General features: G+C 69.1%; 16 protein-coding genes. 6 read left to right on the top strand and 10 right to left on the bottom strand.

All coding sequences use genetic code 11. The features are described from left to right. Nucleotides 1-41 precede the first annotated feature (41 nt). The 4 genes from KBX46_RS02490 to KBX46_RS02475 form a co-directional block, all read right to left on the bottom strand. Nucleotides 42-542, bottom strand: a complete 501-nt coding sequence (locus KBX46_RS02490) for a DUF2231 domain-containing protein (protein WP_210790354.1) — start codon at nucleotides 540-542, stop codon at nucleotides 42-44. 124 nt (nucleotides 543-666) lie between these two features. After that, nucleotides 667-1,416: a hypothetical protein gene (locus KBX46_RS02485; RefSeq protein ID WP_210790352.1), complete on the bottom strand. Its 750-nt coding sequence runs from the start codon at nucleotides 1,414-1,416 to the stop codon at nucleotides 667-669. Nucleotides 1,417-1,461: 45 nt separating this feature from the next. Further along, on the bottom strand, nucleotides 1,462-2,502 hold the full coding sequence (locus tag KBX46_RS33070; protein WP_210790349.1) for an SEC-C metal-binding domain-containing protein: 1,041 nt from the start codon (nucleotides 2,500-2,502) through the stop codon (nucleotides 1,462-1,464). A 96-nt stretch (nucleotides 2,503-2,598) separates the two neighbouring features. After that, nucleotides 2,599-3,429 (bottom strand): NAD(P)H-binding protein, encoded by an 831-nt coding sequence (locus tag KBX46_RS02475; RefSeq protein ID WP_088951826.1) that lies wholly within the window; start codon nucleotides 3,427-3,429, stop codon nucleotides 2,599-2,601. Between the two features lie 102 nt (nucleotides 3,430-3,531). Between KBX46_RS02475 and KBX46_RS02470 the strand changes: the two genes are divergently transcribed. Continuing rightward, the gene (locus KBX46_RS02470; RefSeq protein ID WP_210790346.1) at nucleotides 3,532-4,449 is read left to right on the top strand and encodes an AraC family transcriptional regulator; all 918 of its coding nucleotides are present in this window, start codon (nucleotides 3,532-3,534) and stop codon (nucleotides 4,447-4,449) included. A 157-nt stretch (nucleotides 4,450-4,606) separates the two neighbouring features. Here KBX46_RS02470 and KBX46_RS02465 read toward each other — a convergent pair whose 3' ends face one another. The 6 genes from KBX46_RS02465 to KBX46_RS02440 all read right to left on the bottom strand — a co-directional run bounded on the left by KBX46_RS02465 (nucleotide 4,607) and on the right by KBX46_RS02440 (nucleotide 10,699). After that, nucleotides 4,607-5,443: an aldo/keto reductase gene (locus KBX46_RS02465; protein WP_210790343.1), complete on the bottom strand. Its 837-nt coding sequence runs from the start codon at nucleotides 5,441-5,443 to the stop codon at nucleotides 4,607-4,609. A gap of 60 nt (nucleotides 5,444-5,503) precedes the next feature. Next, nucleotides 5,504-7,306, bottom strand: coding sequence for a glycoside hydrolase family 15 protein (locus KBX46_RS02460; protein ID WP_210790340.1), 1,803 nt, complete (start codon nucleotides 7,304-7,306; stop codon nucleotides 5,504-5,506). Nucleotides 7,307-7,346: 40 nt separating this feature from the next. Further along, on the bottom strand, nucleotides 7,347-7,823 hold the full coding sequence (locus KBX46_RS02455; protein ID WP_210790337.1) for a hypothetical protein: 477 nt from the start codon (nucleotides 7,821-7,823) through the stop codon (nucleotides 7,347-7,349). Between the two features lie 239 nt (nucleotides 7,824-8,062). Continuing rightward, on the bottom strand, nucleotides 8,063-9,898 hold the full coding sequence (locus tag KBX46_RS02450) for a DUF2075 domain-containing protein (protein WP_308159339.1): 1,836 nt from the start codon (nucleotides 9,896-9,898) through the stop codon (nucleotides 8,063-8,065). Nucleotides 9,899-10,110: 212 nt separating this feature from the next. Beyond that, entirely contained in the window at nucleotides 10,111-10,446 is a 336-nt protein-coding gene (locus KBX46_RS02445) for a nucleotide pyrophosphohydrolase (protein ID WP_141909869.1), read from the bottom strand. Between the two features lie 73 nt (nucleotides 10,447-10,519). Further along, on the bottom strand, nucleotides 10,520-10,699 hold the full coding sequence (locus tag KBX46_RS02440; RefSeq protein ID WP_210790332.1) for a DUF397 domain-containing protein: 180 nt from the start codon (nucleotides 10,697-10,699) through the stop codon (nucleotides 10,520-10,522). 124 nt (nucleotides 10,700-10,823) lie between these two features. On the opposite strand from KBX46_RS02440, the gene KBX46_RS02435 reads away from it, so the two are divergent. The 5 genes from KBX46_RS02435 to KBX46_RS02415 all read left to right on the top strand — a co-directional run bounded on the left by KBX46_RS02435 (nucleotide 10,824) and on the right by KBX46_RS02415 (nucleotide 13,067). Further along, a complete protein-coding gene (locus KBX46_RS02435; RefSeq protein ID WP_210790330.1) occupies nucleotides 10,824-11,249 on the top strand; it encodes a hypothetical protein in 426 nt (141 codons plus the stop codon). Next, nucleotides 11,246-11,557, top strand: a complete 312-nt coding sequence (locus tag KBX46_RS02430) for a WXG100 family type VII secretion target (protein WP_210790325.1) — start codon at nucleotides 11,246-11,248, stop codon at nucleotides 11,555-11,557. Before KBX46_RS02435 ends, KBX46_RS02430 begins: the two co-directional genes overlap by 4 nt. A 4-nt stretch (nucleotides 11,558-11,561) precedes the next feature. Beyond that, nucleotides 11,562-12,050: a hypothetical protein gene (locus tag KBX46_RS02425; RefSeq protein WP_210790322.1), complete on the top strand. Its 489-nt coding sequence runs from the start codon at nucleotides 11,562-11,564 to the stop codon at nucleotides 12,048-12,050. Between the two features lie 94 nt (nucleotides 12,051-12,144). Next, complete coding sequence (locus KBX46_RS02420; RefSeq protein ID WP_141909864.1) at nucleotides 12,145-12,600, top strand: hypothetical protein; 456 nt, start codon at nucleotides 12,145-12,147, stop codon at nucleotides 12,598-12,600. A gap of 2 nt (nucleotides 12,601-12,602) precedes the next feature. After that, complete coding sequence (locus KBX46_RS02415; RefSeq protein ID WP_308159338.1) at nucleotides 12,603-13,067, top strand: hypothetical protein; 465 nt, start codon at nucleotides 12,603-12,605, stop codon at nucleotides 13,065-13,067. Nucleotides 13,068-13,098 lie beyond the last annotated feature (31 nt).

The following is a 13,098-nucleotide window of genomic DNA, read 5'->3' as shown; positions in this document are numbered from 1 at the left end:
CTTGCAGCTCCGCGTCGATCCGGCACCCACGACGGGGCAGCTCACTGACCCTCCCAGACCGCCTTCGCGCCAGAGTCGCCGGTGCGGATCACGTAGTACACGGTGACGGCGGCGGCCAGCAGCGACAACACCTGCAACGCCGGAGTCAGCAACCGACTGGACCGCCCGCCGTCGGTGGTGATCGCCTCGCCACCCCTCGGCGGCACGAAACGGACCAGGGCCAGCGCCACTATCGCCAGCCCGATGGTCGCCCACAGCGTGATGTCGCCGAACTCCTGGTGCGCCTCGATCGTCGGAGCGAACTCCGGGGTGACCCGGTTGGCGGCGCGCATGCGCTCGAAGAAGGCATCACCGGACAGCTTCGCCAGCAGGGCGGCGAGCGGCGCACCCACGGCGAGCAGCCCCAGCACCCAACGGGTGTGCGGCCGGATCAGCGGAACGAGCGCGTAGCCGACCGTCAGCAGGGCCAGCAGCGGCACGAACACCACAGCGGCGTGCAGCACCAGCGGGTGGGCGGGGATGCCCATGAACTCCTCGAACATCGCCGTCTCCTCCTGACACGGGCCGGACGTCGATCGTCCAGGAAAGGACGCTAACGGTACCCAAGGGACGTGTCAGCCCCCAAGATTGCCGACGGCGTCGACCCGGCCCCGCGTCACGAGGTGCTCAACGCAGGCCTTTACCGAAATTGCTGCTCAGGGCGACCCACGAGGCGCAGGGCAGCTCGCCGGGAGCCAACTGGATGTGCGCCGGCTGCCAGAGCTCGGCACCCTTCTCGGTGACACGGGCGAAGATGCAGTCGTACTGCGCGGCCCGCAGCGCCACACCGACGGTGCCGTTCTTCGCCGCCACCTCCAGCGTGATGGCAGGGTCGAGCTTCAGGTCGGCGATCGCCGCGCGGACGGCGGACTCGTCCGGGTCGACGGCGTCCAGAGCGCTCTTCAGGCGGTCGTCGACCCCGTCCAGCGACGGGTCCTGCCTGACCTGGAGAGGATCATTGGCCGGGCATTCGATGTCGTCGTCGCGGTCGTCGTCGTCCGGGCCGAACTGAAGCCGAAAGCAGATCGGCTCGTCACGTTCGTCGATCACCGAGCCGTCCGCGCCGATCTCCACCCCGTGGCCCATCACCCGCAGCACCAACGTCACGCCGGTCTCCCAGTGCGTCTCGCCGGTGACCGAGAGGACCGCGACGTCGGGGTGCTGGCTGGCGGAGTGCACGTACTTGTCGGCCTGGTAGAGGTGGTCGTACTCGAAGCGGAACAGCACCCGGTCGACCTTCTCCGCGGCGTCGGCCACGGCACTGTGGTGAGTCGGGTCGTCCGGGCGGTCGACGTACTGCCAGAGGCCGACGCCGACCAGCGCCACCACCAGCAGCGCCGCTCCACCAAGGATCGCTCGCCGTCTTCCCTTCGCCACGGACGGGATTATGTCGCAGCCGGGACCGCGCCGATGCCCCCTCGGCTACCGGGAGCGCGGCAGACAGTCCTTCTTGTACTTGAGACCCGAGCCGCACCAGCAGGCGTCGTTGCGCTCCGGCGGCCAGGCGATCCGCGCGCTGGGTCGCGCCTGCACCTCGGCCGCGTACCCCGCCCGGACCGCCGCGTCGGCCGGGTCGCCGTCACGTCGACCGGCGAACGCGTTCAACCCGTCCACTGTGGCGCTGAACACGCCCAACCCCGCCTGCCCGGCACCCCTCAGCCGGACCAGCTCCTTCTCCAGCCGGCCCCGGTGCGCGTCCCAGTCCGACCCGTACACCTCGCTCAGCGCGGCGTGCTCCGCGAGCAGCCGGTCGAACTCGGCCCGAGGCCAGAAGAGCAGGTCCGACTCGGCGTCCCTGCGCTCCCCGGCCCGGCGCACGAGCTGGGTCTCCAACCGGTCCGCCAGGTCGTCCTGCCGGTCGTGCGGCAGGTTGAGATTCCGGCGTACCCGGTGCCGCTGTTGCAGCAGGAAGAAGACGACACCGGGCGCTTCCGGCGGACCGAGATCCACCACCGGGTCGATCGCGGTGCTGGCCGGCCCGGACGCCGCGGTCGCGCGCTCGCTGAGCAGGCTGTCGACCGCCTCGCTCAGCCACGTCTCGGCGATCGTCGAACGACCACCCGCGTCCAGCGCCGCACTCACGTAGGCGGGAGCGTCGGGCTGCGTGAGCAGCAACGGGCGCAGCGCGGTCAGCTCCGCCACCGCCTCGTCGTCCCGACCGCCGGCCCGGAACAGCGCCCGGGCCCGCAGCGCCCGGGCGAAGCCGGCCCGGGGATCGTCCCCGGACGGGTACGCCGCCAGAGCCTGCTCCGCGTACCGCAGGGCGGCATCGGGCCTGGCCCGGATCTCGGCGATCTCGGCGGCCAGGGTCAGGGCGTCCCCGGCGTCGTCCGGATCCTCCAGCCGGCCCTGCTCGGCCGCCTCGGCGAGGTCGGCGGCGACACCGAGCGGGTTGGCCGTCCCGAGCGCTGAGTGGCGAAGTTCAGCGAGGTCAGCCTTGGTGAGTACGTCTCTCGTCGGCACGATCTCACGGTACGTCGGGGTGCTCTCGGTATGCGGGCAGATCACCTGTTACGCCGCTCTCACACCGCCCGCAGCTCCGACCAGCGCCGCCCGCAGTCATGACCACGCGCCGGCTGCCGCCGCCCGGGCGACATAGGTGTCGAAGTCGAGCGGGTCACGCCCGAGCACCCGCCGCACCCCGTCGGCCGGCTCGGCGAGATGACCCGCGCGCATCCCGGCGAACAGGACATCCATCGCCGTGACCACCTCCGGCGGAAGGCCCTCGGCGAGAAGTTCGGCCCGGTACTGCTCCGGTGTGAGCTGCACGTAGCGGATCGGGCGACCGGTCGCCTCGGCGATCATCGCCACCGCCGCGGCGAAGGTGAGCGCGCGAGGACCGGACAGGTCGTACACCTGTTCGTGGTGACCGGGCGACGTCAACAGCGTCGCGGCCACGTCGGCGATGTCCTGCGCATCCACGAACGGCTCCGGGGTGGCGCCCATCGGCAGGGCCAGCCGACCGTCGAGCAGTGGTTGGCGCCACAGGTCCTCGCTGAAGTTCTGACTGAAGTTGTTCGACCGGAGAATCGTCCACTGGACGCCGGATTTCCGCACCGCCTCCTCGGCGGCGACCATGCCGGGGGAGAAGTCACCGATCTGGTCGATCCCGCGCCCGGACAGCGCCACGAACCGGCCGACACCCGAGTCGACCGCCTGGGTCACGAAGTCGGCCGCCAGCGCGGGGTCCTCCGGAGCCAGCAGATAGACCGCCGAAGCTCCCGCCAGCGCCGGCTGCCAGGTGGCCGGCCGCGACCAGTCGAACCGCACCTCACCGGAGCGGGAGGCCGCCCGGACGTGCCGGCCCGTCGCCCGCAGCGTCCGTACCAGCCGGCGACCGGTCTTGCCGGTCCCGGCCATCACGAGTATCGAAGGTGCGTCCGTCGTCATGGTCGCGAGTCAACTCGCCCGGCCGCCGGCAGGACATGCGCTGTCGTACGCCGCGCATGTCCGATCGTCCGCGCCCTGTCGCCGGGGCTCTATCGTCGGGCCATGGACCCGTTCGACACCCTGTTGCGGGGCGTGCACGCCGACGGTGCGGCTTTCGGCCGATCGGAGCTGACGCCGCCGTGGGCACTGCGGTTCACCGACGGCGCACCGCTGACGCTCTGCGTCCCCATGCGGGGTGAGGGCTGGATCTCGCACCCGGAGAGCGACAAGCCCCGCCTGGTGCGGGTCGGTGAGGTCGCCGCCGTACGCGGGCCGACGCCGTTCACGTTCTCCGCCGAGCCGCGGTCGAGCTTCCACCCCGGCGAGCTTCGGGACGTGCGGCGCGGCCGGACCGGGACGGTGGACGCGGATCACACCGAGCGCCTGGTGCTGCTGGTCGGCGTGTACCACGTCCGGGGTCGGGTGCCCCAGCGGCTGCTGGGCGCGCTGCCGCCGGTGGTCGTCGTGCCGGACGACCACGACTGTGCCTCGCTGCGCGACTACCTGGACGCACAGCTCGACGCGGGCCGGCCCGGCCGGCAGATCGTGCTGGACCGCCTCCTGGACTGGTTGTTGGTGTGCACGGTGCGGGACTGGTTCGACCAGCCCGACGCCGAGGCTCCCGGCTGGTACCGCGCGCTGAGCGACGACACCGTCGGCCCGGTGCTGCGGGCCATGCACGACGACCCGGGCAGGTCGTGGACCCTGGCGAGCCTGGCCGGGCAGGCCGGGGTCTCACGGTCCACACTGGCCAAACGGTTCACCGCGTTGGTGGGCGAGCCGCCGCTGACCTACCTGACCGACTGGCGGATGACCCTGGCTGCGGACATGTTGGCCGAGTCGACGGCGACCGTCGCCGCCGTGGCACACCAACTCGGGTACGCGGACGCCTTCGGCTTCAGCGCGGCCTTCAAACGGGTCCACGGGATGAGCCCGAGCGGGCACCGACGGCTCGCCCGCGACGGCGAAAAGGCGGCCTGACCGGCGACGTTCGAGCGCCGTGGATTTCCCGGCCGATGTGGTGATGAGCGTGATGACTCACAGGCATATTGATGCCTCACAGTCATCACGCTCATCACCGCGTCCGATCCCTCAGACCTCACGCTCCGTGGTGCTGGTCGCGCATGGTCGAGGGCGATCAGAACTCCTCGTACACCGCGGGGTCCTGGTCCGCGAGCCGCCCGTCCGGGCGGCCCAGCGCGGTGATGGCCTCGACCTCACCGTCGGTGAGCTTGATGCCGAATATGTCCAGGTTCTCGGCCTGCCGCTGCGGGGAGGCGGCCTTGGGCAGCGGGATCACCTGGCGGGCCACGTGCCAGGCGAGGATGGTCTGCGCCGGGCTGACGCCGTGGGCGGTCGCGATCTCCACGATCACGGGGTGCTGCAGCAGGTCGTTGCCGTGGCCGAGCGGGCTCCAGCCCTGCACGAGGATGCCGTGCTCCCGGTGATGGTCGAGCGCCTCCTGCTGCGGGAAGTACGGATGCACCTCGATCTGGTTGACCACCGGGGCGACCCCGGTCTCGGCCACCAGCCGGTCGATGTGCTCGGGCAGGAAGTTGGAGAGGCCGATGTGCCGGACCAGGCCGCGCTCGCGGGCCTCGATCAGCGCCTGCCACGCCTGCACGTACAGGTCGACAGTGGGGTTCGGCCAGTGGATCAGATACAGGTCGATCCGGTCGAGGCCGGTGCGGAACACGCTCTCCTCGATGGTGGTCAGCGCCTCGTCGTGGCGGTGGTGCCGCCCCGGCAGCTTCGAGGTGACGACCAGTTCGTCGCGCACGTCACCCGCCGCACGAGCCGCCCGGCCGACCGCGCCCTCGTTCTCGTAGTTCACCGCGGAGTCGATCAACCGGTAACCCGCCCTGATCGCCTGCCCGATCGCGTCGACACCAGCCGAGCCGTTCAGTTGGTACGTGCCGAGCCCGATCGCCGGCAGAGTGGTGCCGTCGGCTGCCGTCAGGTGGGGAATCGTCATGATCAGGACCCTACTCGTGCGAGCTGTCCCGCAGGCCGTGTCTGCCGCCAGGACTGTGCCTCAGGCAGATCCGGAATCACCAGTGGGGGCGTCCCGGATGGCGAGTGCGGCTTGGACGAGCGCGGCGTGGGTCAGCGTCTGGGGGTAGTTGCCGAGGTGGGCACCCGTCGTAGGGTCCACCTCTTCGGCGTAGAGGCCGAGTGGGCTGGCGTGGTCGACCATGGCCTGGAACAGCTCGACAGCCTCGCCGCGACGCCCGGTGCGGGCAAGACCCTGGACGAGCCAGAACGAGCAGGGCAGGAACGCGCCCTCGGTGCCGGGAAGGCCGTCACGTCCGGGCGGGTAGCGGTAGAGCAGTGGACCGCCGGCGGACAGCCGGTCCCGAATGGCGTCGATGGTGCCCCGTACCCGGGGTGAATCGGCCCGGTCCATCCCCAACAGCGGCAGGACGAGCAGGGCCGCGTCGAGATCCTGCGAGCCGTAGCTGCGGACGTAGCTGCCCGCCGTCGGGTCGAAGCCGCGCGTCCGGACCTCGGCGGCGATGGCATCCCGGGTTTCCTGCCAGCGGCGTCGTTGACGGTCCGGCAGGTGGTGCGTGTCGGCGATGGCCAGGGCACGGTCCAGGGCGAGCCAGCCCATGAGCTTGGAATGGACGTGTTGGGCGGGCTCCCGTACCTCCCAGATGCCGGCATCGGGTTCCTGCCAACAGTCGGCGACCACGTCGGCGAAACCGCGCACCGCCCGCCACGTCTCGGCGTGGAGGAGGTGTCCGGCCTGAGCGAACGCCCAGGCGGCGTCGATCACCCAGCCGTAGCCGTCGAGCTGGTGCTGAGCGGCGGCACCGTTGCCCATGCGCACCGGAAGGCTGTCGAGGTAGCCGGGCCAACCGGACAATTCTCGTTCCGCTGGCACGCGCCTGCCGTGCAGGGTGAGCAGCGCCGGCAGGCGTGGCCTTTGCAGTCGGCTGGCGTGCAACAGCCACGCGAGGAAACCGCGAGCCTCGTCGGTCTTGTCGACGCTGAGGAAGGCGCTGACGCCGATGCTGGCGTCACGGGGCCAGACATAGCGGTAGTCCCAGTTTCGTCCCCCGCCGGGATCCTCGGGCAGTGATGTGGTGGGTGCGGCCACCGGCGCTCCCGAGGGCGAGTAGGTCAGCAGCCGCAAGGTGAGCAGGCTTCGTACGACGTGTTCCCGGAACGGCAACCGCTCGTCGATCTCCGCGGTCCAGGCCCGCCAACGAGCTTCGTCCTCGACGAGCAGCTCCCAGGCCACTGTCGGGTCGACGTGGATCAGCGGTTCGCGGTGGGCCACGGCCAGTACGAGGGTGACCGGATGACCTGGCCGGACCGTGATCGAGGTTGGCCGACCCGGTTCGACTCTGAACGTGGGCGTGCTGTCCAGCGCGACCGCAAGCGCCCCCCACTCACACACGAGCCCTTGGCGCCGGTGCTGGGCCCGGGGCCGGCGGTGCCGTGCGCCAAGGCGGGGGTCGAACTCCACCACCGCCTCGACCGCCGCCTGCTCGGCCGACAGCCGTCGCACGATCAGCGACGTGGGCAGCAGACGACCGCTGACCTCGGCCACCATCGCCTCCGTGAGGCGGAGCCGGCCGTTGCCCACCGCCCAGGTGGTCTCCAGCGTGGCGGTGTGCTGCCGGTACCGTCGTTCGACGACCGTGGCCGGCCGCGCCGGGCCGACCCGGAACGTTCCGGCGTCCGGGCCGCCGACCAGCCGACCGAACAGGGGATCGCCGTCGAAGCGTGGTACGCAGAGCCAGTCCATCCCGCCGTCACTCGCGACCAGGGCGGCGGTGCGCGTGTCGCCCAACAGACCGTAGTCGCTGATCGGTGGCCCGCCAGTCATGGAGATCGCTCCTCGACGAGCCGCGCCAGCGGGTTGCGGATCACCTGGCTTGCAGGAGCAGCCCGAGGCAGACCCCGTAGACGACGTGGACGACAACCGTGACCAGCGGGGTCTGGATGCCGTAGTTGAGGGCGAACAGCCCGGGCGGCTCCAACACCGCCGTGCTGGCCGGCCCCGCCCGTTGCGAGGCCATGCGCGGGTGGACACCAGGAAGCAGCGGCAGAATCACCGTCAGCGCGATCCCGACGTGCGCAATCCCCAACAGCGCCCCGATCCACCAGGTCGCGCGGTGCAACAGCGCGAACGTGGCCGCGTAGCCGAGGGCAAAACCCTGCCCGGCGCAGAGGTGGAGGAAGAACCCGACGACCCGGGCCCGGTCGGGATCCCCGGTGACGAAGGCCCCGAGCACCAGGGGAAGGTCGAGCCGAGTGAGACCGGCCAGTTGAGCGGTGATCATCGCCGCGGTGAGCGCCGCGGTGGCGACCAACCCGAACAACGCCCATCCGGCCCAGTCCATCTCAACAGTCGTCGACGTCGCGGGCGTTCTCCGTCATCGGTCCACCCTCCGGTCGAACAGCGTGAAACCCGCGGCCTGGACCGGACACCCGCCTCCTCCGGCTTCGAGGACCGCCCGGTTTCTCACCATAAGCCACCGGACCCGTCACGCTGACCTGCTCGCCCAGACGTCCCTCGACTTGTTGCCACCAGGTGGCGAGCGCTCTTCGCGCGAGCCGGGGTGCCGAGCCCAACCGGTCGTCAGCCGAGGACACCTCCGACGGGCGTCGCGTATACCGTCTCAACCGGCCGGATCACCTTGACCATCGAGGCGAGGTACTCCCGCGTCTCGGGATCCGTGGAGTAGACGATTGTGCCCTTCATCCCGCGGGTCAACAGCACCTTGTAAGTGTTTCGAATCAGCAGATCCGCCTCGGCGTCGCTGACCGACTTGCGATTACGGAACGCTGGATCCTTCGACTCGTCGCGTCGAGTCACCAGTTGGCCGTCCCGAGCAACCAGGTCCGGCCCGATGATGACGCCAGACCAGTCGTACTCGAAGCCCTGTGCCGTGTAGACGCAGCCCACCTGGCCGAAACCGTTCGGGTCGGTGGCCCAGAACGCGCTGCCTGGCGCGTCGCCGACGCTGCGGTCGCTCTTGACATTCCAGGGTCGCGACCAAACGCCGAGCTGCACATCCGGCACCAGGCTGTCGTCCGGACGCGGATCGCTCCACGGCCAGCAGTACCCGGCGGACATCCTGGCGCTGACGCCCGGTGCCTGTTTGCTGGCGAGGAAGGCTTCCATCTCCTCCGGCGAATCGACCAGACGCAGGTCGACCCTTCCGTCGCCGACCCAGACCGACGGCTCGCCGCCGTCGAGGTCGAGCAGGTCAACGACCCATTGCTCGTACGCCTCGCTGCCCCCGCAGCGGAACTGGCTGTGCAGCGAAACGACTTCGATATCAAGGTTGAGCTGCCTCGCGTACGACGAGATGACCTCGACATTTCCCAACTCGCCCGGCTTCACCACCTGGTGCTCGTCGAGCAGGAACACCGGTACCCGGGCCGCGGCGATAAGCTCGTCGATCTGGGAACGAGCTTTCTCCCGCTTAGCCTTCGGCGTGAACCGGTTGACGGAGTTCTCCCGGATGCGGTGTGCCTCGTCGCAGATCAGGACGTCCAGCCCGTTGCGTTCGGCGGACATGAAGCTGTTGAAGTATCCGAAGAGATTCTTCAGCCGGGTCGATCCCTTGCCGGCATACCGACGCAACGTCTGGGTGAACGACCGCGAGCCCGTTGCATGCATGACGGACCGGTTCTGGCGCGCCAACTCACCGAGCACTGACAGTGCGATCACGCTCTTCCCACTGCCCGGTCCACCGGACACGACCACGACCGACTTGCGGTCCGCCGAGCGCGCCCGCTCCACGGCGTGCAGCACCAGCTCGTACGCCACACGCTGCTCGTCCAACAGCGTGAAGTGCGACCTGTCCTTCAGCTCCTGCGCGGCGTACCGCAGCAGATGCCGACTGGGCCGGACGGAACTGGAGAGGAAGCGGTCCGCCGCGCCAGCCCCTGAGATCGGTGCGAGGTGGGTGCGTAGGTAATCGAGAAACTCACCCCGCCGTTGCTTGGTGAAAATCCGGCTCTGCTCGGTCGCCTGGCGGTCGAACAGGTCGCTGATGTCCCGGTCGACCGCGTTGTGCAGGTACGCAACCCCACGGACCGGGTTTCGTTGACCGGCGAGGATGCCAAGGAAGTCGGTCAGGTACTCGCAATAGAGTCCGACTTGGACGCCAGGGTGAAGCCGTGGGCCACGAGCGTGCTGCACCGCCACCAGGTTTTCAGAGCCTTCGTAAGACTCGGCGTAGGACCATTGCTTCAACTCCACGACGACGTAAGAGTCGTCGGTGGTCTTCGGGTCCGCCCCAGCGAGAATGACGTCCACCCGCTTGCTCGTCAGCGGCAACTGGTACTCCACCAACATCTCGACCTGACCCAGGCCGGCGTCAGCGAGATCCTGCCCCAGCACCTCAAGGCTCCGCGACCATGAGCGGCGTTCTGCCGGGCTCACATTGCGACCGATCTGCTCCACGATTCGGTCTTCGAGCATGCCGGCGCCAGCCAAACGCAGCAGACCATCGGCGGACGTACGGAACGCTGACAACACTTGCCCCCGGGCAGCACGAAGTGATCGTGCGCATGGGGGGCATGTCCGGCAGCCGCCGGAAGCCCGTCGTGACGCGCTTCTACGCCATGGACTGTAGCGAAGAGATCAACTCAGCGCCATGATGGAGTCGCCTTGGGCTACCGCTTTGCCGCCGAGCCGCGAGCCTGCTCAACCGGATAGCGGCGGGCCGAATCCTCGAGCTTCATCTGAGCTGCCTCTACCAGGTCGACGCCGAGCACGTCGGCGAGTCGAGTCAGATAGATCATCACATCGCCGATCTCAGCTCTCACCCGGCTGCCCGCGTCCGGGTCGGACATGACGATCGCCGACTGCTCGGCCGTGAGCCACTGGAACTCGGCGATCAACTCACCGACCTCACCGGCGAGCGCCATAGCCAGGTTCTTGGGTGTGTGGAACTGCTGCCAGTCCCGCTCCTCCGCGAACGCCCGCACACGGCTCGTCAAGTCATCCATGGCTGGGAGCATCGCAGATGCCAGGTACCAGCAGCCCGCGCTGCCGCCTACTTGTCGGGGAGGCCGGCCGACTTCATGGCGGCTGTGAACAGAGCCAGGCGCGATGCTCGAAGCGAAGAGCCGGCCCGTCAATATGCTCGGAATCGCGTACGGCGACCAGGTCGGGGATGTCGGTCGCGACCTCGACGCAGGCGCCGCCGTTGTCTCCGCTAGGGGTGCTCTTGCACCAGAAGGCGCCGCTCAGGTCAGTCATGGCGCATCTCCCCGGAGATTCTCTTGATCATGTCCTTCGTGCCTCGCCGAGGGCCAGTGCATCTAACCCTGCCCAAACGCCGTGGGTCATCACAGATGGTGCTCGGCTGGTATCTTGCGGTGCTGTGCCGAATGATGCTCATCTGACCGGTCTGGACGCTCTGCTCAGCGAGACGCGACAGGCACTGGAGTCGACGCGATCCCGCGCACGCGGTGAGGCTGTAGTTGACGACGAGGAACAGCCCCGCGGCCACGGCGAGGCGCTGGATGGCCTGGTTCGGGCAGAGGTTCGCGGCGGCCGCGTTGACGAGCTGGTGGTTGCCCCGAGGCTTATGCGGCTGCCGGCGCAGGATCTGACGGAGCACATCAGGGCGGCGGTCAACGCGGCCCTCGACGACCTCGACAGCCAACGGCCGGAGCTACCGGCCGCGGAACTGGACAGCCTGGCGGGAGGCCTTCAGGAGGTGCAGGATCGCTCGCTGCGGCAGATGGCCCAGATGAACGAGGCACTTCAGGACGTGGTTGCCCTGCTGCGGGAACCACGACGGTGAGACCCCTGGATGTCGACCCCGAGCAGTTGCGGCAGGCAGCGGGTGGCGTGCAGCGAGCAGGCGAGCGGCTCGAGCAGCAGTGGCAGCGGCTGCGGGCGACCGCAGACGGCATGGGCGACATCTTCGGCGATGACGACGTGGGCGGGCTGATCGGCGCGTCCTACCAAGCGGCCCAGCAGATCGCGGAGCAGTCGGTCTCGTCGGTGGTCGCGGCCTTCGCCGGCTTCGGTGACGGGCTCGCCAGGATGAGTACGGCGTACGACGAGGTCGAAGCACGCAACGCTGCTCTCTTCGAACGGCTGGTCTGAGGCGATGGGCATTCAGATCCCCGGCGAACTGTCTGGACTGCTGAACGAACTCGGCTATGTATGGCCGGAGAGCGACGAGGAACGGCTCTTCGAGCTGGGTCAGGCGTGGATAGCGTTCGGTGCCGAGGCGGACGCTGTGGCAGCCGACGGCACCGCTGCTGTAGCCGCGCTCGCCGGCAACGAGGGCATGGCGCTGGAAGCCTTCCATGGCCAGTGGGCGGACCCTGAGTCAGCCTCGGCGGTTCTTCAGGATCTCGGCTTTGGGGCGCGCGCGGTGGGCGCCGCCCTGCTGGTCTGCGCCCTCGTGGTCCTTGCCCTGAAGATCAACGTCATTGTGCAACTCACCCTGTTGGTCATCTCGATCGCGCAGGCCATCGCGACGGCGGCCCCAACATTCGGTGCGTCCCTGCTGGAGATCCCGGTCTTCAAGAAGTTGGTCGACATCGCCATCGACTTCCTGATCGGTCAGGCACTGGAGGCGATCCTTGGGTAGGCGCGGCCGTAAGGGCGCCAGCGATGCCGCTTCCGGAATCATCGCCAAGGCCGCGTCGGCCTCAATGCGGGAAGCCAAGGAGGTAGGGCCGAAGGTGGCCGATGACGCCGCCGACGCCACCCGACGGGCGATCCCCGGCCCGGCGGGCAAGATCCCGCTCAAGCCGCCGCACCCGAGACACAACCTCGACAGCATCCGCCCCAAGAACCCCAGCAAAGAGATCAACACAGTGGTTCTGCCTGGTACCGATGTGGCCAAGGACCTCGACGACATCGCGGCAGGCCGCGCCAAATGGGACCCTGACCGTCAGCGGTACGAGGTGAACGGCCGCACCTACGCCGTCGAGCCGACCGGCACGGTCTTTCCCGAGGCGGGGCCCGGACTCGAACAACTCGGCCGAGCCGAGTACGGCGCGCTCAAGGAGTACATTGCCGCTGGTGGCGATATCGAGAAGGCCAAGGCGGCCATGGCCCGGAACCCGTTCCTGACCGAGGCCGCGCAGGAGCGCGCACTCGACGTGTTCCGCCATCACAAGAGCTACCGGGGGTAGACGTGCTGTACCAGATCCACTTCGAGGAAGAGTTGCCCGCGGACGCGCTGCGTCGGCACCTGCAGCAGGATTACGGCATCGCCCCCGACGCCGTGTACGTCGGTCGGATCGAAGACCGGACGGCGGACGATCCACGTCCGGTGGCCATGTTCACCCCGCCGGACGAGGATGAGGGATTCGGCTGGATTCTCACCGGTGACACCGAACTCGCCGACGCCACAGGTCGGAACGAGCGGGATCTCGCCGTCCGCCTGGCGCGTACCTTCGGGGTGCGGGCCCTGGTCGACGACGGCAGCATCTATCCAGACCGGTGGCTGCTGGTCAGTGCCGACGGGAGCAGCGGACTCGTCGTGACCGATGAGGACGCCGCTGCCGACGGAGACCTCCGGGTCGTGCATGCTCTCGAGCCGATCTCGGGTGAACCGCAGCTCACCGTGGTGCCACCGCCGGAGTGGGCGCGCGGCTAGCAGACCGTCGTACGGCCGGGGCCGTCTCCAC

This window comes from Micromonospora sp. C81, assembly GCF_018070425.1.
Lineage (GTDB): Bacteria > Actinomycetota > Actinomycetes > Mycobacteriales > Micromonosporaceae > Micromonospora > Micromonospora zamorensis.
Note: the sequence above shows the minus strand (reverse complement) of the source record. Positions and strands in the feature narration are given on the sequence as shown.

What these genes read in the sequence shown, in the direction of transcription:
- KBX46_RS02490 (WP_210790354.1), bottom strand. Translation starts at nt 542, where the DNA reads ATGTTCGAGGAGTTCATGGGCATCCCCGCCCACCCGCTGGTGCTGCAC.
- KBX46_RS02475 (WP_088951826.1), bottom strand. Translation starts at nt 3,429, where the DNA reads ATGACGACGGACGCACCTTCGATACTCGTGATGGCCGGGACCGGCAAG.
- KBX46_RS02470 (WP_210790346.1), top strand. Translation starts at nt 3,532, where the DNA reads ATGGACCCGTTCGACACCCTGTTGCGGGGCGTGCACGCCGACGGTGCG.
- KBX46_RS02465 (WP_210790343.1), bottom strand. Translation starts at nt 5,443, where the DNA reads ATGACGATTCCCCACCTGACGGCAGCCGACGGCACCACTCTGCCGGCG.
- KBX46_RS02460 (WP_210790340.1), bottom strand. Translation starts at nt 7,306, where the DNA reads ATGACTGGCGGGCCACCGATCAGCGACTACGGTCTGTTGGGCGACACG.
- KBX46_RS02455 (WP_210790337.1), bottom strand. Translation starts at nt 7,823, where the DNA reads ATGGACTGGGCCGGATGGGCGTTGTTCGGGTTGGTCGCCACCGCGGCG.
- KBX46_RS02445 (WP_141909869.1), bottom strand. Translation starts at nt 10,446, where the DNA reads ATGGATGACTTGACGAGCCGTGTGCGGGCGTTCGCGGAGGAGCGGGAC.
- KBX46_RS02440 (WP_210790332.1), bottom strand. Translation starts at nt 10,699, where the DNA reads ATGACTGACCTGAGCGGCGCCTTCTGGTGCAAGAGCACCCCTAGCGGA.
- KBX46_RS02425 (WP_210790322.1), top strand. Translation starts at nt 11,562, where the DNA reads ATGGGCATTCAGATCCCCGGCGAACTGTCTGGACTGCTGAACGAACTC.